Source organism: Flavobacterium caeni, assembly GCF_900101895.1.
GTDB classification, from domain to species: domain Bacteria; phylum Bacteroidota; class Bacteroidia; order Flavobacteriales; family Flavobacteriaceae; genus Flavobacterium; species Flavobacterium caeni.
In genome coordinates this window covers 60061-84886 of record NZ_FMVF01000002.1, presented here as the reverse complement: position 1 = coordinate 84886, position 24826 = coordinate 60061, and the positions used below count along the sequence as shown (strand labels likewise).

Sequence of the window (24826 nt, the reverse complement as noted above, 5' to 3'; positions counted from 1 at the left end):
AATTAACCCACCGAAACGCAATGCCCTTTTTGGGAATTTGTGGGACGGAAAAAACCAATCCAAATGAAAAAGATAGTGCTTTTATTGCTGCTGGTGGCCGGGCCGGTCAACGCGCAAATAGTCAATATCCCCGATCCGGCGTTCAAATCTGCCGTACTCGCCGCCAGTGCATCGGATGATCAGTATGAAGCTGTTGCCATCGGTTTTGACTACCTGCCGATGACCGTCGATGCCAATGCCAGCGGCGAGATCGAACAGAGCGAAGCCGATGCGGTATACACGCTCAACCTGAAAATGCGTGGCATCAGCGACTTGCAGGGCATACAAAACTTTACCAATATGCGCAGCTTGAATGCCAACACCAACAACCTGACGGCAATCAATGTGGGCGGCCTGCAGTTCCTGCGCTATCTGAACGTCAACGGCAACGCCTTGACCGCGCTCGATGTGACAGCCTTGCCCGCGCTCGACTGGCTCGAATGCGGCAACAATCAACTGACGGCGCTGGATGTTTCCCAGAATGTGCTCATGAATGGAATCAATTGTTTCGGCAACCAGATCAGTGCGCTCGATGTCACGAATCTTCCCAATTTGGGCAGGCTGAGTTGCCGGGGCAATGCATTGACTGCGTTAGACCTGACCGGCTCGACCGCGTTGTACTATCTCGACTGCGGAATCAACACCATTGGGCTGCTCGATTTCTCGAATTGTCCGTTGCTCCGCGAACTCGACACCACGGGCAATCCGGTTGGCGTGATGGACGTAACGATGCTCACCCAGCTCGAAAAGTTCAGGGCAGGCTGGAACAACCTTGGTACGATCGACGTATCCACGTTGACCAATCTCAAATTGCTATACCTGCCCGGCAATAACCTGACGACACTGGATTGCAGCAACAATCCGTTGCTGGTCGATTTGTATACGTTTTCGAACGGCATGCAAACGCTGTACATTAAAAACGGGGCGATCGAAAACAATATTGACCAAGGGCATATCTTTACGGGCAATTCGCTGCAATACATTTGCGCCGACGACGTGCAAATCGATGCGATTGCGGCGTCTTTGGCCGATGCCGGGCTGGCTACGACCGTGGTCAATTCGTATTGTACGTTCACCCCGGGTGGCGATTACAACACGATTTCAGGAACCATTACGTTCGACGCAGACGACAATGGCTGTGATGCTTCGGATGCGCACCAGTCCTTCATCAAGATCGCAATCGATGACGGCGATCAAACCGGTGCCACGTTTACCAACAGCGCTGGAAATTATTCGTTTCTGACCCAAGCCGGAACCTTTACTTTGGCGCCCGATGTAGAAAATGCGGCCTTTTTCAACTTCACGCCGGCCAACGCCACGATCCATTTCCCTTTGGTTGACAACAGCGTCTCGGTACAGGATTTCTGTATCTCGGCCAACGGCGTACACCCGGATCTGGAAATCGCCATTGCGGCACTCGGCCAACCCAGACCAGGGTTCGAAACGCGCTACAAGATCATCTACAAGAACAAGGGCAACCAAACATTGTCGGGATTGGCGTCATTCCAGTTCAGCCATCCGGAACTGCAATACATCAGTTCGACTGTGGCACCCGATACGCAATTGCCCAATTCGCTTGGCTTTAACTTTACGAACATCATGCCTTTTGAAAGCCGTGAGATCATCGTGACGCTGCGCACCAATACTCCTGCCGACACGCCTCCGGTAAATGCCGGCGATGTATTGGATTTTGTTGCGCAGGTGGTAGCCACGCCAGGTCTCGATGAGTCACCGTTGGACAACATCTGCAACCTCGAGCAGGAAGTGGTCAATTCTTATGACCCGAACGACAAGACCTGTCTCGAAGGCGATTATATGGACGTGGCCGAAATCGGGAACTATCTGCGCTACAACATCAATTTCGAGAATACCGGGACTTCTGATGCGATCAATGTGGTGGTCGAGGATGTGATCGACCCGGAAATGTTCGACCTTAGTTCGCTGCAAGTACTCAACAGCTCGCATCCGGTGCAGATCATCTTACGTGGCAACATTGTCGAGTTCATCTTCGAAAACATCAATTTGCCACCGTCTGCTACCAATGCCATAGGCGGTCATGGCAATGTGCTGTTCAAGATCAAGACGTTGCAAACGTTGCAGGTTGGCGACATGGTGACCAACACGGCCAACATTTATTTCGATTACAACCATCCGATCGAGACCAACGAGGCCAGGACAACTTTTGCGTTGTTAAGCCGTCATGGGTTTGCGGTTGATGATAGCGTTTTGGTTTATCCGAATCCTACACGGGAATGGGCCGATCTCAAGGCCGATTCCACCATCGAATCCATCGAATTGTTTGACGTTCAGGGGCGTATTCTTCAATATAAAGGAGGCGACGGCAAAACCAGCCGCATCGATCTCTCGCAGCGCGCGGCCGGCATCTACTTGATTCGCGTGACAACACAAAAAGGAAGTGCAGTGGTAAAATTGGTCAAAGAATAAATCACAAAGCTTCTGCTACCCAAAGCGTCGGTCGAGAGGTCGGCGTTTTTTTTTGCGGGAAATACAGCCGATAAAATTTTGTGGTTTACAGTTTTTCTGCAGGTGCTGTATCGAAAAAAATCGTATTTTTTCACTATAGGGAAGGGGCATAGGGTTTATCCCTAAGCAATAGTCCTGGCACTTTGGTACAGATAATCTGCCGATTTTGTTAAAGTTTAGTGGAACCGCGACGTCCAAATCTTAACTCAGGCGCGAACCCAGACAACCGTTGACACCAACGCATACTCCTAAAGCACCAGCAAACCTGATTCGCGCAAAGTCTGCATCGGTTTGGAAAACCAAAACAGCTCGAAATCGTCCAGCGTTTGTTCAAAATCGGACTTAATTTGTTGGAACGTCTGCACCTTGGCGTTGGCCACAGAAAGCCCTTTGAGCATTTGAAGTAACCACTCGCCTTCTTGTTGGCCGACTTGGATCGTGAATGTTTCGCGCTTGTCGTGAAACGTCAGCGCCAGCATCTCCCAACTGTTGCCTTTTTTGGTTTTCGTAAAAGTTTCGACCGATGGGTTACCGCCAAGCCAGATGATTTTTGCCGTCGGCTTGACCAACAGGTCAGTATCGGCATGCAGGGCGTCGGCAATAAAATCGGGACTGATCTTGGTTTTCGGAATCTTGAAATCGAACCAATCCTGCAACGCAAAATCGAAACAAATACCATGCATGTAATTGAACAGCGATTTCTTGAGCCCAAAACTAAAGCGGTCATGGTCGATACCCGTTTTGTCCTTGAATGCGATGTCGTTGTTGGCGAACGACCCAATGATATCCGAATCCTTGACCACGCCGAATTTCTCGGGTTCCAACCCCACCGGGCTGTGCGCCGTAAGCGCGAACTGGTGCCAAAACCCCGATTGCAGGATGCCGGCTTCGAACATCTGCCGCACCATCTCGAGGCTGTCGACGGTTTCCTGTACCGTCTGCGTCGGATAGCCGTACATCAGGTAGGCATGCACCATGATGCCCGATTCGGTAAAATTGCGGGTTACACGCGCCACTTGTTCCACCGTCACGCCTTTGTCGATGAGCGCGAGTAAACGGTCCGACGCCACTTCCAATCCACCTGAAACCGCAATGCAGCCCGACGCCTTGAGCAACAGGCATAAATCGCGTGAAAAACTCTTCTCGAACCGAATGTTGGTCCACCACGTCACGGTGAGTTTGCGTTTGAGGATTTCGAGCGCCAACGCGCGCATCAATGCAGGCGGTGCGGCTTCGTCGACAAAGTGGAATCCGTTCTGGCCGGTTTGCGCGATCAGTTCCTCCATGCGGTCGCACAACAGGTTGGCAGCCACCGGTTCGTAAATTTTGATATAGTCGAGCGAGATGTCGCAAAACGTACATTTACCCCAATAACAGCCGTGCGCCATCGTCAGTTTGTTCCAGCGGCCGTCGCTCCACATGCGGTGCATCGGGTTGACGATTTCGATGACCGAAATGTATTGGTCGAGTGGCAAATCGGAATAATCGGGTGTGCCGACTTCGCTTTGTTTATAATCTTTGCACTGCGCGTTGTTTGTGTACACCACCTGGCCGTCGATCAGTGCAAATGTGCGTTTGAGCGCGGTGACGTCACGTTGCCCTTCGAGGTGTTCGATCAAAAGCTCCACGGGCGCTTCGCCGTCATCGAGCGTAATAAAATCGAAAAACGCAAACACGCGGGCATCGGAAAGCGAACGCAACTCGGTATTGGGAAAACCGCCGCCCATGGTCACTTTTATTTTCGGGTCACGTTGTTTGGTACGCTGCGCACAACGGAACGCCGCATACAAATTGCCCGGGAACGGCACCGAGACCAACACCAAATCGGGCGCGACCCGATCGAGACGGGCATCCAATATTTTGAAAAGAATCTCGTCGATATAGGTCGCGGGCTGTTGCAATGCCTCGTACAATTCATCGAACGAATTCGCACTGCGCCCCAATCGCTCGGCATAACGGCTGAACCCGAAATGGTCGTCTACACATTCAACGATCAAATCTGAAAGATCTTCCAAATACAGCGTCGCCAAATGTTTGGCCTTGTCATGCGTTCCCATCGCGCCGAACGCCCAGTCCAGTTCTTCGAGTTGCGCAAAACGTGAAGCTTCGGGCAGGAAATCTTCTTGGCAAATCTGTAAGGCCAAGGTCGGGTTCTTGCCTTGTAAAAAGGCGATGACCGAATCGATGGTCGCAATATAGTGCGACTGCAACGCAAGGATGCGCTGTGCATTGGCCGACCACAACTCTTGTTTCGCTTCGATATGTGCAAACAAATCGATCAAACCCTGTTTCGAGAACACCGCGAGAATGACTTCGATCCCTAAATCGGCTTGCACCGATGCAATCCCTTTGGTGTTCAGGAAGCCTTTCAGATAGGCCGTTGCCGGATACGGCGTATTGAGCTGCGTAAACGGTGGCGTGATCAGTAATGCTTTGGTTCGGGTTGGTTGCATGGGGCAAAAGTAATCATATTCATCCACAACGCCGAAAATGCCAAGCCTTTGTTAAACCCGCTACAGCTGGGGTAATTTTTGTAAATTTACACGAACTTTCAACTGCCAAACATGCCAACCGACTGTATCAGCTACCAGGAATCGGGTTACTTTACGCCCATCATCAACGATTACCTGGACCGCCAACCGCAATTGGCCCCCTTTTACAATCGCTTTCCGACACTTGAAAATTTTGGCGCGCAAATCGAAGAGAAGAAACCAAATTTTAATCCGGCGCACCGAATTGTTTTGGTTGAAAGTCTACATAATCAATACAAGAATTTCACCGTAAGCGCCAAGACAAAGACCCACATCGACGCGTTGGCGCAGGAAAACACATTCACCGTCACGACGGGTCATCAATTGAACCTGTTTACGGGGCCGCTGTATTTTTTGTACAAAATCGTTTCGGCCATCAACCTGGCCAAACAACTCCAGTTGGCCTATCCTGATTGTCATTTTGTACCCGTGTATTGGATGGCCACCGAGGACCACGATTTTGAGGAGATCAACTATTTTAACTGCAACGGCAAGAAATTCCGTTGGAACCGCGAATCGACCGGCCCCGTAGGGCGTTTGAACCTCGATGGATTACAGGATGTTTACGAGGTTTTTGCGCACGAACTCGGTCTGGGTAAAAATGCCGATACATTGCGCCAATGGTTCAGCGATGCCTATCTGTCGCACGACAACCTGGCCGATGCGACGCGCCATTTGGCCAACCGATTGTTCGGCGAGCAAGGATTGGTGATTGTCGACGGCGACGATCCTGCGCTCAAACAGTTGTTCGCGCCTTATGTCAAAACCGAACTGCTGGAGCAAAGGTCATTCGCGAAAGTATCGGAAACCATCGACGATTTGAAGGATTATGCGATACAGGTCAACCCGCGTGAGATCAACCTTTTTTACATTGGCGACAACTTGCGCGAAAGGATTGTTTTTGAAGCAAACGGCTACCGTGTCAACAATACTTCGATCCGATGGACCCGCGACGAAATACTGGCCGAATTGGATGCCAAGCCCGAGAATTTTAGCCCCAATGTGATCCTGCGCCCGTTGTACCAGGAAGTCATTTTACCCAACCTGTGTTACATTGGCGGCGGCGGCGAGCTCGCGTATTGGTTCGAACTCCAATCGTTTTTCAAATCGGTCGACGTGACGTTTCCAATTTTGTTATTGCGCAATTCGGTACTGCTGGCGACGCAAAAACAAGCCGACAAAGCCAACCGACTGGGTTTGACCTGGCAGGATTTGTTTCGCAAACCATCGGAACTGGCAAACCAAAAAATCAACGAACTTTCTAAGTTTCCGATCGATTTGACGGCACACAAAACGGCGCTCGAAAAACAGTTCGACGATTTGTACCGCATCGCCGAACAAACCGACCGTTCTTTCTCGGGCGCGGTCAAGGCGCAGCAGGCCAAGCAAACCAAAGGTCTCGAGAATTTAGAGAAACGTTTGCTCAAGGCCCAGAAACGAAAGCATGCCGACGAGCTCGAACGCATCGCATTGCTACAGGAGTCACTTTTTCCTGGCGGCGGACTGCAAGAACGCAAGGTCAACTTCGCGGAATTTTATGCGCAATCGGGCGACGCGCTGATCCAAAATCTGCTTGCTGCGCTCGATCCGCTCGAAAACCGATTCGACGTGTTGGTGTTGTAACGCATCGGTCTAAAATTGACGTTAATTTCATTTCCATATTCGGTTTATTCGCCGTACTTTTGCACTCGAAATTTAAAAAGCAAAAAATGGCAACGAACAGAACATTCACCATGATCAAACCCGATGCGGTAGAAGCCGGTCACATTGGAGGCATCATCAACATGATTACCGAAGCGGGCTTTAAGATCGTTTCGATGAAATTGACGCAATTGACCGTCGCAGACGCGCAAAAATTTTATGAAGTGCACGCGGCACGTCCGTTCTACGGCGAACTCGTCGAGTTCATGTCACGTGGCCCAATCGTTGCCGCCATCCTCGAGAAAGAAAACGCGATCGAAGCGTTCCGTACGCTCATCGGTGCGACCAACCCTGCCGACGCGGCCGAAGGAACCATCCGTAAGAAATATGCCAAATCGATTGGTGAAAACGCGGTTCACGGCTCTGACAGCGACGAGAATGCAGCCATCGAAGGCGCTTTCCACTTTGCCGGAAGAGAGCAGTTTTAATATTGCAATAGGCTTTAAGCCATTCAACGTATAAAAAATCCCGTTTCATCCGAACCGGGATTTTTTTATTTCCGAAATCTTCCTAAACTTACGGCTTAAAGCCTAAAGCTATCTGAGAATTACTTCCTTCACCACTTCCCTACCCAATTCTTCGTTGATCATGGCGATGATTTTTTGCTTGCCGTAACTCAGCTCCTCGCGCAAAACCGCCGAGGTAAGCTCGACATACAACGTATTTCCTTTCAGCGCCACGGCACGGGTGTAGGTGTTGACGCCATTGCCCATGAGGTTCTTCCAGGCATCGGCCACGGCCACGCGGTCCATACCGGGCTGGAGCTTGTTCTGGACGATGATGGCCTTGAGCACATCTGAAATAGGGCTGTCGTTAGGGAGTTTTTTGGACATGGGTCAAATCGAGTGCGGCTGTTTTCTTATAGTGGTATTCTTTTTCTTCTTCGTTGGCGACAACCATGGTCGAATCGGTGAGCGACACCAGTTCTTCTTGCCACTTGGCGTAGGGCGTGGTATAAGCCAAGTAAATTTTCTGGCCCTTGGCCACGACCTTGACCGCTTCCGACAAATCGTTGACGAGGTATTTTCCGTTGAATTGCGGCATGACTTTCTTGCGGATGCCGCGACCATCTTTGATTTCGAAATAATCGAAAACGGGGTTGATCTTGTAGTCTTTCTCGCTGCCATCGGGCAAGACCACTTTTTGGATCTCCCAATAGCCGTTCATCTTGGGCACATCGGCCATTTCGACTTTTTTGCCGCACGAACCCAGCACGCCGACAACACACAAAAACAACCATTTCTTCATGTTGCAAAATTAGCCATTTTGCCGACGACCTGCCAACCCATCGGTACTATTTTTAGCGTCGGTTAAACTATTGCGTATCTTTAGGCTCTAACGCGCAAAAAATCCCGCCATGAAACGTTTGCTTGTATTGATCGCCGTGTCGATGTTGGGCTGTTCTTCTTCATCAGATGCCCCGACAACGCCAACCACACCTACAGAAACCGATTATTTCCCGCCGCTTTCGGGCAACACCTGGGAAACCCGATCGCTCGATGCGCTGCAGTGGAACAACCAAGCCAAACAACCTTTGCTCGACTACCTGGAATCGAAACACACCAAAAGTTTTATGGTGCTCGTAAACGGGCGTATCGTCATCGAGCATTATTTTGGCGACCACACGGCAAGTTCGCCATGGTATTGGGCCAGCGCGGGAAAAACGTTGACCGCCACCGTCACGGGCATCGCGCAACAACAAGGCTTTTTGTCGGTAGACGACCCTGTAAACGCCTATTTGGGCAACGGATGGACAAGCGCAACCACCGAACAGGAAAACCAGATCAAGATCAAGCATTTGTTGTCGATGACCTCGGGGCTACAGGACGCGGGCAACGACGATTGCGTTTCGCCCGACTGTTTGACGTTTGCCGCGGCTGCGGGAACGCGCTGGGCCTACGACAACGTCTATGTGAAACTACAGGATGTGGTGGCCGAAGCCACCGGACAAACCTGGGACAGCTACTTCAGCACGCAACTCAAGAACAAAATAGGCATGACGGGCGCCTGGATCCAAACCGGCGATTTGAGCATATACTGGAGCACCGCGCGCAGCATGGCACGCTTCGGGTTGCTCGCGCTGCACAACGGGCAATGGGAAGGGCAACAAATCGTAAACGCCAGCTTCTTTGAAACGGCCACGCATCCAACGCAAGACATCAATGAATCGTACGGGTATTTGTGGTGGATCAACGGCGAGTCGAGTTTTCGTTTGCCGCAATCGCAGTTGGAATTCCCCGGCAGCATTATCCCTTCGGGGCCGGGCGACATGTACATGGCTTTGGGCATGAACGACCAAAAGATCTACGTGGTGCCGTCGCGAAAAATGATCGTGATCCGGATGGGCGATGCCGCCGACGATCAGAATCCGGCGATTTCGGATTTTGACGAGGTGTTGTGGCAAAAAATAAATGCGCTGTACCAATAGCGCATCTATTATTCTCTATTATTTATTGCTATTTTTTATTTAAAGAAGGAGTCGACGAATTCGTATTTGTTGAACACCTGCAAATCGTTGATGCCTTCGCCCACGCCAATGTATTTGACGGGAATCTGGAATTGGTCGGAGATGCCGATGACCACACCGCCTTTGGCCGTACCGTCGAGTTTGGTGACGGCAAGCGCCGATACTTCGGTGGCCGCGGTAAACTGTTTGGCCTGTTCGAACGCGTTTTGGCCGGTGGATCCGTCGAGCACCAACATCACATCGTGCGGCGCATCGGCCACGACTTTTTGCATGACACGTTTGACCTTGGTGAGCTCGTTCATGAGGTTGACTTTGTTGTGCAAACGACCCGCGGTGTCTATGATGACCACATCGGCGTTTTGTGACACGGCCGATTGCAAGGTATCGAATGCGACCGAGGCGGGATCGCTGCCCATTTGTTGCTTGACTATGGGAACGCCCACGCGGTCGGCCCAGATTTGCAACTGGTCGATGGCCGCAGCACGAAACGTATCGGCGGCACCGAGCACGACCGAATAGCCGGCTTTCTTGAACTGGTTGGCGAGTTTGCCGATGGTGGTGGTTTTGCCGACGCCATTGACACCGACCACCATGATCACATACGGTTTTTTGTCGGCGGGAATGGTGAATTCTGACGCGACATGGGTGTTGGTCTCAGAGAGCAGGGCCGCAATCTCGTCGCGCAGGATGCGGTTGAGTTCGTCGGTGCCGAGGTATTTGTCTTCGGCCACGCGTTTTTCGATGCGCTGGATGATCTTGAGCGTGGTTTCTACGCCCACGTCGGACGAGACGAGTACTTCCTCGAGGTTGTCGAGTACGTCGTCGTCGACCTTTGATTTTCCGGCGACGGCCTTGGTGAGCTTGGTAAAAAAACTCGTCTTGGTTTGCTCGAGGCCTTTGTCGAGCGTTTCGCGTGCTTCTTCGGTGAAGTTGGCTTCTTTTTTATCGGAGGAGAATAGTCTTTTGAAAAATGACATGAATTTGGAAATTTGAAAATTTGAAAATTTGAAAATTGGATTTTCAATCATTTGAAAATGTTCCCTAAGAACGAGTTCATTTTCAAATTTTCAAATTTCCAAATTTTCAAATTCTAGCCCGGATGGCAGCGCAAAGCCCGCAGTTTTGAAGGCTTGCTTTTTGAAGATTGCCGCGGCGACCAACGGAAGCCAGCGGGAATATTACAAAAAGCGCCTGAAAAGCGAGGACTTGCAGCGTACAGCCGGAACAGCTACAAATATAAGTATATAAAACAAAAAAGCTACCCTCTATCGAAAGTAGCTTTTGTTGTATGATAAGCCTGAATTATTTGGTTTTCTTCAGGAATTCGTCTGCCAATTCTGGAGCCATGATACCTTCTACGAAAGTGTAGGCGCCGGTTTTTGGTGATTTCACCATCTTGATCACTTTAGACAATCTTTTAGATGATGTCTGGAGGGTTGCTACGGTTTTCTTTGCCATGACTTAATTATTTAATCTCTTTGTGAACGGTTACCCTTTTCAAGATTGGGTTGAATTTTTTGATCTCCATACGGTCTGGAGTGTTCTTTTTGTTTTTGGTCGTGATGTAACGAGAAGTTCCTGGAAGACCAGTCCCTTTGTGCTCTGTGCACTCCAAAATCACCTGGATTCTATTGCCTTTCTTTGCCATTTTGTAATATAATTAGACGGATTATTTCAAAGAGATAAACCCTTCTTGCTCGGCTTTTTTCAAGACAGCAGAAATCCCGTTCTTGTTGATCGTTTTAATTGTAGAAGCGGCCACACGCAAGGTTACCCATCTGCCTTCTTCAGGAAGATAGAAACGCTTTTTAACCAAATTCACAGAGAATTTTCTCTTGGTTTTATTCATCGCGTGGGAAACATTGTTTCCGGTCATCGCTCTTTTGCCTGTAAGGTCACAAACTCTTGACATTGTGCTTTTCTTTTATCGTTATTCAAAATCAGGGTGCAAAGAAAAGAAAAATAAACCTTACTGCAAAAAATATTTTGGATTTTTTTTGTCGGATTTGAAAAGACGAAAGACGAAAGACGAAAGACCGAAGGACCGCCCAAACAACCCACTATATTTCAGCCGATTTCGATTTCGCACCTCCGAACTTTTCGAGTTATTGAAAACTGACTGAGGTTAGCCGTTCAATCTTTTGTTCCTCCCTTTATTTCTTGTCCTTTGTCCTTTGTCTTTCGTCTTTAGTCTTTCGTCTTTAGTCTTTCAACTTCAACACTTCTTTCTGCAACATCTCAAAACTTTTCGAAACCGCGCGATCGATGACCTTCTCGCGCGGCTGGCCAAAGTTGAAGCGCTCTACAACGGTTTCATGCGGCGTGGCCAACGCGATGTAGACCACCCCGATTTCTTCGGGCGTGTCGTCGGTCGTGGGGCCGGCGTTGCCCGTGACACCGATGCCATAGTCGGTGTTGAGTATTTTTTTTACGTTTTGCGCCATTTCTATTGCAACCTGGGCCGAGACCACCGAGTGTTGCGCGATCGTTTCTGGCCGAACGCCCAACATCTCGGTCTTGATTTGCTTGTGGTAGGCGACGATACTGCCTTTGTAGTATTTGGACGAACCCGGTACCGAAGTGAGCACTTGTGCGATCTTGCCGCCTGTACAACTTTCGGCTGTGGCGATGGTTTTGCCTTTTTGCGTGAGTTGTTTGCCGAGCATCACTTCGATGGTTTCTGAATCGTCAAACCCGACGATGATGTCGCCGATGATCGCCGTGAGATCGTGTACTTTTTGTTCGATCGTTTTTTCAATCAGGGCTTTGTCCATGCCGCGCGCCGACAACCGCAAACGCACCCGTCCGGGGCTTGGCAAGTAGGCGAGTTTGATGAATTCGGGAAGGTTGTTTTCCCAACCGGCAATTTTATCGGCCAGCAGGCTTTCGCCCATGCCGTAGGTCAAAATGGTTTTATGGACAATGTATGGCCGTTTGTATTCGCGCGCGATCTTGGGGATGATTTCCTGGTCGATGAGCCCTTTCATTTCGTACGGTACGCCCGGAAGCGACATGAAAACGGTATTGTCTTTTTGCATCCAAAGTCCCGGCGCGGTGCCAAAATGGTTGAACAAAACGGTCGCCTTGGACGGCACCAGCGCCTGATCGATATTGGTTTGCAGCAACGGCTGGCGCTTGCCCGTGAACTTTTCGAACAAATCTTCTACGTGCGCCAAAACCTTTGGGTCGCTGACGAGTTCATCGTCGAAATAGTCGCAGAACGTTTTTTTGGTGACGTCGTCCTTGGTGGGGCCGAGCCCGCCGGTGACGATGACCAAATCGACTTGGTCCTGAAACTTTGAAAAAGTATTTAAAATATGCGTTTTATCGTCCGAAATCGAAACCATTTCTACGGTTTGTACGCCTATCTTGTCCAACGCCTTGGCGATGTAACCCGAGTTGGTGTCTAGGATTTGGCCGATGAGGATTTCGTCGCCGATGGTAATGATGGCTGCGCGCACAATATTATTGTTTATTATTTATTGTTATTTTTTATTGTGGTAAAATTAGGGAATTGCCGTTTAATCGGCGTTCGTATTGCGGCGAAATTTGGCGTGATCTTGGATTTGGTATGCAGCAGATCCGAAGCGCGAAAACTTTAACAATTTCGGCAGATTTTGTGTACCTAAGTATCGATTTTATTTCGTTGGGGTATACTTCCAATGCCCCCTTCCCTGGCACCAAGTTACCACTTTTAAAAATACATCTGTTGCAGACCCCAGCCCGAAGGGCGAACTGTACGAAGTAAAAAACCGTAAAAACAAAAACCGCCTTCAACCCCACCTCTCAAAAAGTGAAACCGAAGACGATTTTATAATATTTAAAGCTGGAAAGGCTGCAAAAACAAGCCCCTACCCCGCACTATTGTAAATTGAAATCTTTTTTGATCTCCTTGACCGCTTTTTCAACCGCCGATTCGACGCTGTCAAACGTATCATTGATTTCCTTGCGTTTGCCTTCGCGCTTGGTCCAGGCCTCGATTTGCAGGATTTCCTCGAACGCGTTGTTCATTCCCAACAAATCGAGCGTGGGTTTAATTTTATGGGCATAGGCATAAGCCAATTTATGGTCTTTGGTCTTGATGCCGAGCTTCACCTGAAGCAGGTCGAGCGGCACTTCGGTCACAAACAAGGAGATGATTTGGTTCACGAACTCGGGATCATTGTCCGAAAGCGCGTAAACCTTGGCAAGGTTATAATTTAAGGCCATTATTTTACTGTAATTGTAAAAAGTTTGTAATTCTCTAAATATCCCTCCAGGACGTCGTTCGGGGCTACTGGCGATACCCCCTGCGGCGTTCCGGTAAAAATAATGTCCCCGGTTTTCAGCGTGAAATACTGCGAAACATGCGAAATAAGTTCGTCTATGCTCCACAACATCTGGGCAGAATTACCTTTTTGAACTGTGGTATTATTTTTTCGAAGTTCAAAATTAACACTTTCTACCGAACTAAAAACTTTTTTCGATATAAAGTCGCCAATCACCGCCGAACCGTCAAAAGCCTTGGCTTTTTCCCACGGCAAGCCTTTGTCTTTGAGCTTTTGTTGCAGGTCGCGCGCGGTAAAATCAATGCCCACCGAAATCTCGTCCCAGTATTTGTGCGCAAACTTTTGGTCGATGTATTTGCCCACGCGGTTGATCTTGACAATAAGCTCCAGTTCGTGGTGTACGTCCTGCGAAAACTCAGGGATCACAAACGGCGATTCCTTGAGCATGGCCGTATCGGGTTTGAGGAACACGACCGGTTCGTCGGGGCGCTGGTTTTTGAGTTCGTCGATGTGGGCGGCGTAGTTGCGGCCGATGCAGATGATTTTCATTTTAGTCGAAAGTCGAAAGTCAAAAGTCGAACGAGTTTTAGGAGCCGGGAACCTGCTATTCGTTGCAATCTTTTTGTTCCGCTACGCTACACAAAAAGGATTTCCACTGCTATCAGGGCTAGGGCTTTGTCGTTCTAAGAAAATTTATTGTTCAATTTGCGCAATTTGATCGCCGTCAACACCTTCTTGGTATACAACGGAAAGTCGGCGTTCTGGATCCAACCAAAATAACCCGGTTCGGTTTCGAGTACGGTTTCTACCTTGGCGCCCTTGTGTTTGCCGAACGTAAATATTTCCACACCGTCTTTGTCATAGGCGATGAATCCTGCAAAATCGACCGATTTCTTGCGCGTCGTGAATTCAGACAACGCCTTCATGTCGTTCTCTAGATCGGGATAACGGTCGAGCTGCGCCTTCAAAATTTCATAAGTCGCCATCGTATCGGCTTCGGCCGAATGCGCGTTGTCGAGCGACTTGCCGCAGTAAAACTTGAGCGCGGCACCCAGTGTACGTTCTTCCATCTTGTGAAAAATCGTCTGTACATCTACCGAAACGCGGCTCTTCATGTCAAAATCGACGCCCGCGCGCAACAATTCCTCGGCCAACAGCGGAATGTCGAAACGATCCGAATTGAAACCAGCCAAATCGGCGTCCTTGATCATGTTGTAAACGTTCGTCGCCAGTTCCTTGAACGTGGGTTCGCCGGCCACTTTTTCGTTGCTGATGCCGTGAACGGCCGTCGCGGTTTCGGGAATCGGCATTTCGGGATTCACGAGCCAGGTCTTGCTCTCTTTGTTGCCGTTGGGGAAAACCTTAAGGATCGAAATCTCGACGATACGGTCCTTAGAAATATCGATGCCTGTGGTTTCGAGATCGAAAAAACAGATGGGTTTGTTGAGTTTGAGTTCCATGATATGCCGTTAGAAAGACAAAGGTAGGCTAATTCGCCGTAAAAAGAAATCTACGGCCAAACCTTACGTCATAATCTTTCAAACTACTTCACCATTTTGAAAACGTACTGCTGGTTTTCGTCCGAAATCCGCAGCAAATAAGTTCCTTTTGGCAGCGATTCGACGGGCAATCGCAAAGTTTCTCCATCAAGTGCAACCGACTGGGAAATGGCCGCCACTTTTCGACCGGAAAGATCGAACAATTCGGCCGACATGTTTCGACCCCAACCAGAACGAATGTCGATGTGGTCTACAAACGGATTCGGGGTGGCCGAAAAACCGCCCTGTACAAACGACTTGCTTCCGAGCGCCGTGGATTGCAAGCGCCAAAGTCCGATTTTGTTTTTGTTGTCGATGTCTTTGTAACGTCCGCCGATGACCAATTCCCCATCAGGTTGCACTGCAAAATCCCATGTAGCCACCTCGTTATTGATTCCCGGCAAAACAGGCCAGTACAGCCCGTTGGACGCAAAAGACTCATCTACCGTACCGTCGTGGTTGAGTTGCAACAGGATCGAATGGGTGGTCGATTGCCCACCCGAAAGCGGCGTGTCTTGGTTGTTTCCGACGCCTACCATCAGGAGTTTTCCGTCTTCGCGCGCCACCGAATTGAACACCGCAAATTTGGGATAGGTCATCCCGTTGTCGAAAAAAGTTACTCCTTGGTTGCCATAGGCGGCGTCTGGCGTACCATCCGATAAATAGCGCGCCGTGGCCACACCATAATAGTAGTCGTTCGCGCTGGTGGTCATTCCTGTGATGGTCACCGTTTGGTTTGCACCGATCTCCAGGCTGCGTAAAATATGTCCCGTGCCGTCGTCGGCAAATTGGGTCATCACCCTGCCATCCGACCCGAACGAGGTATCCAAAGCACCATCGGGCGTTAACTTGACGACCACAAATTTGCTCGTGGGTTGCGCATCGGGCTCGGTTTGGGTCACGTCGCCTGCGGCAAAAATAGACCCGTCTGGCGCCAACTTGAGCACATCGATTTCATCATAGGTTTCCTCGAACGGATTCGTATCGCGCCCCCAATTGATCGAAAAAAGTCCGTTCGCGCCAAAAGTAAGATCGGGCGTACCGTCGGGGTGCAAGCGGTAAACCGCCAAGTCGTGCACCTGCAGGCTTCCGGTGTATCCGCCGACGAGTATTTTGCCGTCGGGTTGTATTTCCAGACCTGTGGCCATGCTCGAAGCCGCAGGATCGATGTCGAGTATGCCGTTTATGCCAAAACTCGCGTCGGGACTGCCATCGGGATGGAGCCGTACAAGCGCGGTATGCGTCAAGAACACGTTGGGCTCATAGCGTTTGTAGCACAACAGCAGGATTTTGCCGTTGTCGAGGATCTTGACCGCCACGGGCGACATTTCTTCGTTGGCCAAAAATGGGATGCGCTTTTTGCCATCGACGCCAAAGCTGTGGTCGAAACTGCCGTCGGGATGTACGCGCGAGAGCGCTATTTCCACGGTATTCTGCACACTGCCCGGCGCGCGGAAAATGTACTCGCCGCACGCCACGATCTTGCCGTCGGGCTGGATCGCGACACGGCGCAAATTGTGGTTTTGCGTACCGAACGAACAACTCACCAATCCGTTTTGCCCGAACATGGTGTCTGAAAAAAGTGTTTGCGCGTTGATTTGCGTTCCAAAGAACGACAATGCCCCCAAGAATACCCCTATCCTTTTCATTGTGACCGAAATAAGACAGGGAAATTAATCCGATAAATTGGTTTGAAATAATTTTGACGATGTGTGACAAAAGTATCCGATGAATGGTGGATGGACCACCGTCGGCACAAAAAAAGCCCCTCTTTTCAGAGCGGCTTTATCGTTTGTTCAAGTCGATTAGTCTTCGCGGCTTCCGTCGTCGGCCATCCTCACCAGTTTGGGCGTAAACTTCGCGACCACATCCACCAACTCCTTTTGCGATTCCATCACAAGATTGATGTCTTTGTAAGCCATAGGCGCCTCGTCTTTTCCGGCACCAATAAGTGTCACGCCATGGTCTTTCAACACGTCTCGCATCTCGTTTTTGGTGATGGTTTTGATCGCCTGCGTTCGACTCATTTGACGACCTGCACCATGCGATGCCGAGTTGATCGCTCCTTCGTCGCCTTTTCCGCGAACCAAGAATCCGGGCGCGGTCATCGATCCGGGAATGATTCCCATCACGCCTTTTCCGGCTGGTGTAGCACCCTTTCGGTGTACAACGACTTCCTGCCCGTTCCAGATTTCCTTCCAGGCAAAATTGTGGTGGTTCTCGACTTTGGCGAGCAATTGCGCACCCACCGCCTTGGTCAGTTTGTTGTGGATGACTTCATGACACGCCGAGGCATAATCGCCGGCTAGATTCATCGCAATCCAATACTCCTGGCCTTGTTGCGAATTCAAGTCGAGGTAGGCCAAGTTCGCGGCTTCCCTCGGCAATTTGGTTTTCTCTTTGGCCAATTTGGTGTAATGTCCGGCGATTGTAGCACCGAATCCGCGCGAACCCGAGTGCGTCAAAAGCGCCACATACTTTCCTTTCTCGATGTTCAGTATCTCGTCTTTCTGTTCGAATTCAATGATCCCGAATTCGACGAAATGGTTTCCGCCACCCGAAGTCCCAAGCTGCGACCAAGCCTTGTCTTGCAAATGCTTGACAAACGGCGACAGGTTGAATTCGCTTCGGTCCAAGACCGCGTGATTGGCTTTGTATTGTCCGTGGAAACCGTGGCCAGCGCCGAACTTGGTGTGCGCGATCAATTCGCGTTGGTATTTGGCACGGTTCATCTCAAAATGTTCTGCCGGAATGTCAAAAACCGACAACGCCATCCTGCAACCGATGTCGACGCCCACTCCATAAGGAATGATGGCGTTTTTGGTTGCCAATACGCCGCCAATCGGCAGGCCGTAGCCTTGGTGCGCATCGGGCATTAACGCGCCGGCAACCGTAACGGGCAATTTCATCGCGATGTCCATTTGGTTTTTGGCGCCTTGCTCGATGTGCTCGGCACCATAAACGACATAATCTTTCGCTTTTTCGTTCAACGGAATGGTTTCGTCCTTGGGCGCGTTGGCCGCTTCGATCATCGCCGTGGCCATACTTCCCAAGATTTCATCGTCGAGGAAATTCTCAGGATACGCTTTGACTTTTTTGAATAGCGCGATCGTTTCTTGGGTTGACAATTCAAGAAAATTTGAATTGGCCAATTGTAAGGCGATGCCTAATATTTCGTTTTGCTGGTATCCGACTGTTAACAAATCGGTTCCTGTAATCATTGTGTTCATATCTTAAATGTAGTTATTTTTAAGAATAGCCGGCTTTCGCCTGCCCTGCCGAACATCCGATATCGACAGGGCGCGCTATTCCTTTCTATTTGACAAATATTTGTTTGAGCTGGTCGACCAATTGGCCGCTGCCCGACACCGAGATCGTGTTGATTTTCTCGGCAATTTTCTCGACGTATTCCATTTCTTTCAATTTGAAAAGCATGGCGTTGTCTTCCATCAACTTGGCCGTGTTGAGCAAGCTTCGGGTAGACGCCGTTTCCTCACGCCGCATGATGCTGTTGGCCTGCGCCTTCTTTTCGGCAACCAACACCTGGTTCATGATGTCCTTCATGTCGCCCGGCAAGATGACGTCGCGGATGCCGGCTTCAGACAATTCGATGCCCATCGCTTTGGCTTTTGCGACGGTTCCCTCGAGAATTTCCTTGCCAAGCGACTCTTTTTTGGACAACAATTCGTCGAGCGCGAGCGCGCCCGTGCTTTCACGCAGGGCCAATTGCATGAGGACGTACAATTGTTTTTCGTAGTCCTTGTTTTGCGTGATGGCTTTGACGAAATCTACGACGGTAAACCAAACGTAGAAGCTGATCCTGAGCGCGGCCTTGTCTTTGGTCAGCAATTCCTGGCCTGTGATTTCAAGTTGTTGCTTGCGCAAATCGGCGGTCTTGACCTCGATCGTGGTGCTGTTGTTCCAGAATTGCCAGGTTCCGGCGGCGAGTTGTCTCGTGAACTTGCCATCGACGAACAACAGGCCGGTTTCGTTGGCGGCGATGTTGAATCGCCTTGTGAACGCGCGAACTTTCTGGAATTCCAGCAAGGTCTTCGGAATGTTGTCGGCTATGTTGATGTCCGACAAATCGGCGGTAACAAATTGGTATGCCATGACATCTTTCCAGAAAACGTATCGGCCGGCCGTCAAAACTTCACTGAAGTTGCCATTGACGTATTGGAACACAAGCTCGTTGTCGGACACATTGACCACTTGTACCCTGCTGGCGAAATCTGCATTGGCCAACAAAATATTGAGCTCGATCGGACTTTGGAACGGTTGTGTTTTGTCAAAAACAATGACGCTTTCTGATCCCCATGTCCAGTGTTTGCCTTGGTCGATTACCCGTACCAAGCTGCCGTTCTTGAAAACCAATCCGGCTTGGTGTGCTTTGATTTTGATGTTTTGTATCATGACCTTAGTTATTAGTTATTGTTATTTTTTATTTTTTATTGTTGTTTGATTTAAAGAAAACGCTCTGCCTTTGCCACCTTGTGCGGGCGGAAACCGAAGTCGGCTTTGTTGTTTTCGAATGGTTGTTCCAACGCCTTTAATTCCAAAAGGATTACGTTTGTTGGTCGAAGCATCCGATCGTGCAGCGCCGGGATTCCGGTTGCTGGCCTTTACCCGGTTGCGCTTGGTTGCAGGCAACTTTTGCACGGGCAAAGACAGTTGGTCTTCTAACGGTACTCTGTTTTAGGAGTCGAGCGCCTCCGACTACATCCAAAATGTAGGGCTCCAGCCATTGAGCATCCGCACGAATGCGGGAAGGATTCGAACCTTCATGGTTTCTATTGTTCTAACCTAACTGAACTATTCCGGTTGCCCGAAAGCGGGATTCGAACCCGCGACCCATAGATTGGTGGACACTTTTATTTGGAAAAAATCCCCAAAAAACCTCCAGCTGGTTGCACGACAAGACTTGATACCTTTGGCAAAGTATGTCGCAATGGTGCCTTTTGAAACACGCAACGAGACCGGGCTGATATTTTTGATATGGCAATGAACGTTTGTCTTATCCTGACAAGGCAAAGATGCACGGGTAAGTGCGCAGCAGTTTTGCGCAGTAAAAATAAAATTGCAATTATTTTAGCCAAGCCTTTATTTACAATACCTCCGACAGAAAAATATTTCTTATTTCCTTGAGATTGACTTGAAGTGCGCAAATAGATTGCGCAGTAAAATGGATTTTTGTTACATTTGAAAAGATCCAAACATCAAGTTTTGGTGGATTTTGGATTTCACGACCGCGTGAGTGATAGAGGCAAGCACCGCGTGCAGCCGATAGCACGACAGCAGCAAAACGCACCAGCTTTTTGCGGTGGCACGCCCAAAAAACAAACATTATGGCTACCAACAAACTCGCACTGATCCGCTACAAAACAATCGACAACTGCCTCAAGAACCGTTTCCGGAAATGGACGCTCGAGGATTTGATGGAGAAGGTTTCGGACGCGCTGTATGAATACGAGGGGATTTCGAGCGGCGTGAGCAAGCGCACCGTGCAAGGCGACATTCAGATGATGCGCAGCGACAAGCTCGGCTACAACGCGCCTATCGTGATTGTCGATCGCAAGTTTTACAGTTATGAAGACAAGGATTTTTCGATCACCAATTCGCCGATCAATACCGCCGATATGGAGAAGATGAAGGAAATCGTGAGCGTTTTGAAACACCTCAACGGCTTTAGCTATTTTGACGAGATGAGCGACATGATCGCCAAGCTCGAGAACAACTTATACAAATCAAGCGACAAGAAAAAGAATTACATCCAGTTTGAAGGCAACACGAGGCTCAAGGGTTTGGAGCACATCAATCCGTTGTACCAGGCAATTTTGAACAAGATTCCATTGCTGATCGAATACCAGTCGTTCAAGGCATTGCAGTCGCGGCAGCAAATTTACTTTCCGTATTTACTAAAGGAGTACCGAAACCGCTGGTTTTTGCTCGCCAAGCCACAAAAAGGCATGCTGTTGACGTTGGCTTTGGACCGAATCGTTGGCTTTCACCAGTTACAGAAGGACATTTTTGTCGAATATGACGGGGTAGATTTCGAACGGTATTTTGACGACCTGCTTGGCGTAACCAAATCGGAACGCGACCGCGCGCACAAGGTGATTTTACAATTCGACAAACAGAATGCGCCCTATGTATTGACCAAGCCGCTGCACCATTCGCAGACGCTATTAAAGCAGGATGAAAATGGCATTATCATCCGCATAGATGTGGTGCTCAATTTTGAATTGGAAAAGGAAATCCTGGGTTTTGGCGAATGCGTGAAAGTTTTGGGGCCGCGGCAGTTGGTGGGTTGGATTAAGAAACGTACGGCCAAAGCGGCTGCGCAATATACAGAAGAAAAAAGCCTCCCAAAATAGGAGGCTTTTTATTTTTTAGAAGGTCCGGTTCTCATCAAACGCCTCCATATATTCCGCGACGCGTTTCACAAAGCTTCCGCCCAACGCGCCATCGACAACACGGTGGTCGTAACTGTGCGACAGGAACATTTTTTTGCGGATGCCGATGAAGTCACCTTCTGGCGTTTCGATTACGGCAGGCACTTTACGGATGGCACCGAGCGCGAGGATGCCCACTTGCGGCTGGTTGATGATTGGCGTACCAAACACAGAGCCGAACGTGCCGACGTTGGTTACCGTATACGTTCCGCCTTGCGTATCGTCTGGTTTGAGTTTGCCCGCTTTGGCGCGGTTGCCCAAATCATTGACGGCTTTGGCCATCCCGAGCAGGTTGAGTTGGTCGGCGTTCTTGATGACCGGCACGATCAGGTTACCGTTCGGCAAAGCGGCTGCCATCCCGAGGTTGATGTTTTTCTTTTTGATGATGTAATCGCCTTCGACCGAGATGTTCATGAGCGGGAAATCCTTCAACGCTTTCGCGATGAGTTCCATGAAGATCGGCGTGAACGTAAGCTTTTCGCCTTCGCGTTTTTCGAATGCATTTTTGTTCTTTTCGCGCCAATCCCAAATCGCAGTGACGTCGACTTCGATGAACGACTGCACGTGCGCCGAGGTTTGTACCGATTGCACCATGTATTGCGAAATGAGCTTGCGCATACGGTCCATTTCGACGATTTCGTCTTGTCCGTTGACCGAAACCGGCATTGCTTTTGGCGCGGCTGGTTCGGCTTTTGGCGCCGCAGGCTGCTCTTGACTTTGGACCGGGGCTGGCGCCGATGTCACGACAGGCGCTTCGGCAGGAGCCTGGGCTACTGGAGTAGCGGCTGGAGCCACCTGGCCCGATTTGCGTTTTTCGACATAGTCCAAAATATCGTTCTTGGTCACACGCCCTTCGGCCCCGGTGCCTTGAATGGCATCGAGTTCGGCCATCGAAACACCTTCTTCCTTGGCGATGTTTTTGACCAGCGGCGAGTAGAATTTATCGGAATTGTGGTATTCTTCACGGGTTGGCGCGGCGGCTGGAGCGGCTACATATTGCTGCGCCGATTCGACCGTTTTCTGAATTTCCTGTGCGGCGGCAACCACTTCAGCGGGCGCGTCCTGAACGGGAGCAGCGGCTGGAGCAGCTTCTACGGCGGCGATTGGTGCGGCGGCAACACTTCCTGCTTCGGTTTCGATGATGGCGATGGTTTGGCCCACCTGGACCAGATCGTCCTTTTGGAACAATTGCTCGACAAGTGTTCCCGATACTTCGCTAGGCACTTCGCTGTCGACCTTGTCGGTGGCGATTTCGAGGACGGCTTCATCGGCTTCGATGGTGTCGCCCACGTTCTTTAACCAGTTGGTGATGGTCGCTTCTGCAACGCTTTCCCCCATTTTCGGGAGCTTGAGTTCGTATCTTGCCATGTCGTAAACCTAAGATTGGGTATTTATGTCTGCGAAATTAATAAAAATTTATTCGGTTTCAATCGTTGTCGTACACATTTTAGACCAACAGGCGCCCGTTACCGATAATCTGTCAATAAAATGACTTCGCCCCTGTCGTTACTCGAATTGCTGCCGATGAGAAAACCCGATTTTTTGTGCGCTATCTTAAACGTCATCCCTTTTTCTTTGAGCATCTCCATCCGCGAAATTATCTGCCTGAAAGTCAGATGGTCTGCGTCAAAAATCATTTCGGTATTCGAAAGCAGCGTCGTTTCTTCCTGTGCGGTCTCGGCCTGAAAATCGATGTTTTTACCAGTGACGGATGCTATTTTGGCCAAAAGCGTTTCATCGTCCGAAACCAAACGGTATTGCGCGACGCGCTTGGCTTCGACCACTTTGTTCTTCTTGGCCAACGTGAAAACAAACGCGCCCGTTTGCATGAAAACATCAAACAAAAAGTTGACGCGAAAGTGCTTGCGGTAAAAAAAATCCATCGCCTCGCGAAAGCGTTTCATATACAACCCGTCGCGCACGGTGCTTTCGCCTTTGTAATGGATGACGGATGTTTCGTGAAAATAGTAATTGGATTTGCCGGTTTTCAATACCATGTAACTCAAATCGATGTCGTCGCTGTACATAAAGCAATCTTCGTCAAATCCGCCGACTGACGTGTAGGTTTCACGTGTCATGACCATGAACGCACCTACAAGGATTTCGACTTTTCCGGTTTGGTTTTCCTGCAAATGCGATGCGTAATATTTGCCGAACGCATCTGATAATTTGTACAAGCCCGTGACTTTGGTGAACGCGACCCACGGCGTCGGGATGCCGCGTTTGGATTCGGGTAAAAAATGCCCCGTGCCGTCGATGAGTTTGCAGCCTACGATGCCCAAATCTTTTTTGGATTCGGCGAAGGCCAGGACTTTTTCGAACGTATCTTCGGCCACGACGGTATCGGGATTGAGGATGCAAATGTATTTTCCTTTGGCGCGCGCCACGCCGATGTTGTTGCCTTTTGGGAACCCCGAATTCTCTTTGTTTTCGATCAAAACAACATTGGGAAACATTGCTTTGATCATCGGGCAGCTGTCGTCGGGGGAATTGTTGTCGACGACGATGATTTCTGCATCGAGGTTTTGGATGGCCTTTTGGACCGATTCGACACATTGTTCGAGAAAAAATCGGACGTTGTAATTGAGGATGACGACGGACAATTGCATCTTGCAAATGTAAAAGTTTAAAATGTAAAGTTCAACGCCGCGCCAACTTTAAACGTAAACCGTAAACAAAAAAGCGCCCTTTCTAGGACGCTTACATTGTTTTTTGGAACAATTACATAATCTCGATGAGTCGCTTGGGTTTGGGTAACGCCTCTTCGCGTTTCGGCAAGCTGATCTTGAGGATGCCGTTTTCATAATTGGCTTTAATGTCGTCGTCTTTAACCGTTTCGGGCAAAGTAAACGAGCGGCGGAACGACGAATACGAAAATTCGCGTCGGGTGAATTTGCCTTCCTCGGTCGTACTTTCCGATTTGTATTCGGAAGAAATGGTCAGCAGCTCGTTTTCTACCTCGATGTTGAAATCGTCCTTGCTCTTTCCCGGGGCCGAGAGTTCTACTTCAAACGAAGTATCGGTTTCACGGATGTTGACCGGCGGAACGCTGATTGTGTTCAGATTTTGACTGCCGCCCATCCAATCCGGTCGGAATAATTCTTCCATGATCGAAGGAAAGAAATTCGAATTACTGTTGTTACGCTTGACTAAGTTCATTTTTAATAAATTTTAAAGTTAAACTTTGATTAAACATTACGGCATCGGTTTTTCAAGATTTGTACCAAATAAAAAAATCGTACAAATCGACAGGATTCAAAAGACAAATTGACATTTTACCCTGTATTTTTGACAGTACAGTAGTGTGCGCGAGGGATAGCAGCGGCATCCTTTTGCGGCGTTTACA

The 24826-nt window shown here is 49.4% G+C and carries 24 protein-coding genes; 5 read left to right on the top strand and 19 right to left on the bottom strand.

Annotation, left to right across the window (positions count from 1 at the left end; all coding sequences use genetic code 11):
* The first annotated feature begins 63 nt into the window (after window positions 1–63).
* The gene (locus BLP55_RS00395; RefSeq protein WP_091139980.1) at window positions 64–2484 is read left to right on the top strand and encodes a DUF7619 domain-containing protein; all 2421 of its coding nucleotides are present in this window, start codon (window positions 64–66) and stop codon (window positions 2482–2484) included.
* Window positions 2485–2771: 287 nt separating this feature from the next.
* Here the strand turns inward: BLP55_RS00395 and BLP55_RS00390 are convergent, their stop codons facing one another.
* Window positions 2772–4976 (bottom strand): B12-binding domain-containing radical SAM protein, encoded by a 2205-nt coding sequence (locus tag BLP55_RS00390; protein WP_091139977.1) that lies wholly within the window; start codon window positions 4974–4976, stop codon window positions 2772–2774.
* Between the two features lie 111 nt (window positions 4977–5087).
* Between BLP55_RS00390 and bshC the strand changes: the two genes are divergently transcribed.
* Both bshC and BLP55_RS00380 read left to right on the top strand, forming a co-directional pair.
* A complete protein-coding gene (gene bshC / locus BLP55_RS00385) occupies window positions 5088–6677 on the top strand; it encodes a bacillithiol biosynthesis cysteine-adding enzyme BshC (protein ID WP_091139974.1) in 1590 nt (529 codons plus the stop codon).
* Window positions 6678–6763: 86 nt separating this feature from the next.
* Entirely contained in the window at window positions 6764–7183 is a 420-nt protein-coding gene (locus tag BLP55_RS00380; RefSeq protein WP_091139970.1) for a nucleoside-diphosphate kinase, read from the top strand.
* Between the two features lie 108 nt (window positions 7184–7291).
* On the opposite strand, the gene BLP55_RS00375 is transcribed toward BLP55_RS00380, so the two are convergent.
* Together BLP55_RS00375 and BLP55_RS00370 are read right to left on the bottom strand one after the other, a co-directional pair.
* Window positions 7292–7588 (bottom strand): DciA family protein, encoded by a 297-nt coding sequence (locus BLP55_RS00375; protein WP_091139966.1) that lies wholly within the window; start codon window positions 7586–7588, stop codon window positions 7292–7294.
* Window positions 7569–8003: a lipocalin family protein gene (locus BLP55_RS00370; RefSeq protein ID WP_091139963.1), complete on the bottom strand. Its 435-nt coding sequence runs from the start codon at window positions 8001–8003 to the stop codon at window positions 7569–7571. The genes BLP55_RS00375 and BLP55_RS00370 overlap by 20 nt, the downstream gene beginning before the upstream one ends.
* A gap of 109 nt (window positions 8004–8112) precedes the next feature.
* Here BLP55_RS00370 and BLP55_RS00365 point away from each other — a divergent pair, with 109 nt between their 5' ends.
* Complete coding sequence (locus tag BLP55_RS00365; RefSeq protein WP_091139961.1) at window positions 8113–9183, top strand: serine hydrolase domain-containing protein; 1071 nt, start codon at window positions 8113–8115, stop codon at window positions 9181–9183.
* Window positions 9184–9218: 35 nt separating this feature from the next.
* Here BLP55_RS00365 and ftsY read toward each other — a convergent pair whose 3' ends face one another.
* The 13 genes from ftsY to BLP55_RS16670 all read right to left on the bottom strand — a co-directional run bounded on the left by ftsY (window position 9219) and on the right by BLP55_RS16670 (window position 20241).
* Window positions 9219–10199: a signal recognition particle-docking protein FtsY gene (gene ftsY, locus BLP55_RS00360; protein WP_091140700.1), complete on the bottom strand. Its 981-nt coding sequence runs from the start codon at window positions 10197–10199 to the stop codon at window positions 9219–9221.
* 325 nt (window positions 10200–10524) lie between these two features.
* Window positions 10525–10680, bottom strand: a complete 156-nt coding sequence (locus tag BLP55_RS00355) for a DUF4295 domain-containing protein (RefSeq protein ID WP_091139957.1) — start codon at window positions 10678–10680, stop codon at window positions 10525–10527.
* A 7-nt stretch (window positions 10681–10687) separates the two neighbouring features.
* Window positions 10688–10870 carry a 50S ribosomal protein L33 gene (gene rpmG / locus BLP55_RS00350; protein ID WP_091139954.1) on the bottom strand — a complete coding sequence of 61 codons (183 nt, stop codon included), beginning with the start codon at window positions 10868–10870 and terminating at the stop codon, window positions 10688–10690.
* Window positions 10871–10891: 21 nt separating this feature from the next.
* Window positions 10892–11134 carry a 50S ribosomal protein L28 gene (rpmB, locus tag BLP55_RS00345; protein ID WP_091139951.1) on the bottom strand — a complete coding sequence of 81 codons (243 nt, stop codon included), beginning with the start codon at window positions 11132–11134 and terminating at the stop codon, window positions 10892–10894.
* Between the two features lie 289 nt (window positions 11135–11423).
* Window positions 11424–12683 carry a CinA family nicotinamide mononucleotide deamidase-related protein gene (locus BLP55_RS00340; RefSeq protein WP_091139947.1) on the bottom strand — a complete coding sequence of 420 codons (1260 nt, stop codon included), beginning with the start codon at window positions 12681–12683 and terminating at the stop codon, window positions 11424–11426.
* A gap of 400 nt (window positions 12684–13083) precedes the next feature.
* Complete coding sequence (locus BLP55_RS00335) at window positions 13084–13431, bottom strand: Hpt domain-containing protein (protein ID WP_091139944.1); 348 nt, start codon at window positions 13429–13431, stop codon at window positions 13084–13086.
* Window positions 13431–14039, bottom strand: a complete 609-nt coding sequence (locus BLP55_RS00330; protein WP_091139940.1) for a fumarylacetoacetate hydrolase family protein — start codon at window positions 14037–14039, stop codon at window positions 13431–13433. Before BLP55_RS00330 ends, BLP55_RS00335 begins: the two co-directional genes overlap by 1 nt.
* A gap of 134 nt (window positions 14040–14173) precedes the next feature.
* Window positions 14174–14950 (bottom strand): 3'-5' exonuclease, encoded by a 777-nt coding sequence (locus BLP55_RS00325; protein WP_091139939.1) that lies wholly within the window; start codon window positions 14948–14950, stop codon window positions 14174–14176.
* Between the two features lie 83 nt (window positions 14951–15033).
* Window positions 15034–16677 carry a T9SS type A sorting domain-containing protein gene (locus BLP55_RS00320; protein WP_091139935.1) on the bottom strand — a complete coding sequence of 548 codons (1644 nt, stop codon included), beginning with the start codon at window positions 16675–16677 and terminating at the stop codon, window positions 15034–15036.
* 156 nt (window positions 16678–16833) lie between these two features.
* Window positions 16834–18258, bottom strand: coding sequence for an RtcB family protein (locus tag BLP55_RS00315; RefSeq protein WP_091139932.1), 1425 nt, complete (start codon window positions 18256–18258; stop codon window positions 16834–16836).
* Window positions 18259–18343: 85 nt separating this feature from the next.
* Window positions 18344–19441 (bottom strand): slipin family protein, encoded by a 1098-nt coding sequence (locus BLP55_RS00310; protein WP_091139928.1) that lies wholly within the window; start codon window positions 19439–19441, stop codon window positions 18344–18346.
* A gap of 21 nt (window positions 19442–19462) precedes the next feature.
* A complete protein-coding gene (locus BLP55_RS17135; protein ID WP_211516796.1) occupies window positions 19463–19687 on the bottom strand; it encodes a hypothetical protein in 225 nt (74 codons plus the stop codon).
* Between the two features lie 212 nt (window positions 19688–19899).
* Entirely contained in the window at window positions 19900–20241 is a 342-nt protein-coding gene (locus BLP55_RS16670; protein ID WP_139149551.1) for a hypothetical protein, read from the bottom strand.
* Window positions 20242–20373: 132 nt separating this feature from the next.
* Here BLP55_RS16670 and BLP55_RS00300 point away from each other — a divergent pair, with 132 nt between their 5' ends.
* Window positions 20374–21402, top strand: coding sequence for a helix-turn-helix transcriptional regulator (locus BLP55_RS00300; RefSeq protein ID WP_091139922.1), 1029 nt, complete (start codon window positions 20374–20376; stop codon window positions 21400–21402).
* Between the two features lie 15 nt (window positions 21403–21417).
* Here BLP55_RS00300 and BLP55_RS00295 read toward each other — a convergent pair whose 3' ends face one another.
* From BLP55_RS00295 to BLP55_RS00285, 3 genes are all read right to left on the bottom strand, one after another.
* Window positions 21418–22848, bottom strand: a complete 1431-nt coding sequence (locus BLP55_RS00295) for a dihydrolipoamide acetyltransferase family protein (RefSeq protein ID WP_091139918.1) — start codon at window positions 22846–22848, stop codon at window positions 21418–21420.
* A 98-nt stretch (window positions 22849–22946) separates the two neighbouring features.
* Window positions 22947–24089, bottom strand: a complete 1143-nt coding sequence (locus tag BLP55_RS00290; RefSeq protein WP_091139915.1) for a glycosyltransferase family 2 protein — start codon at window positions 24087–24089, stop codon at window positions 22947–22949.
* A gap of 112 nt (window positions 24090–24201) precedes the next feature.
* The gene (locus BLP55_RS00285; protein ID WP_091139912.1) at window positions 24202–24639 is read right to left on the bottom strand and encodes an Hsp20/alpha crystallin family protein; all 438 of its coding nucleotides are present in this window, start codon (window positions 24637–24639) and stop codon (window positions 24202–24204) included.
* Between the last annotated feature and the right edge of the window lie 187 nt (window positions 24640–24826).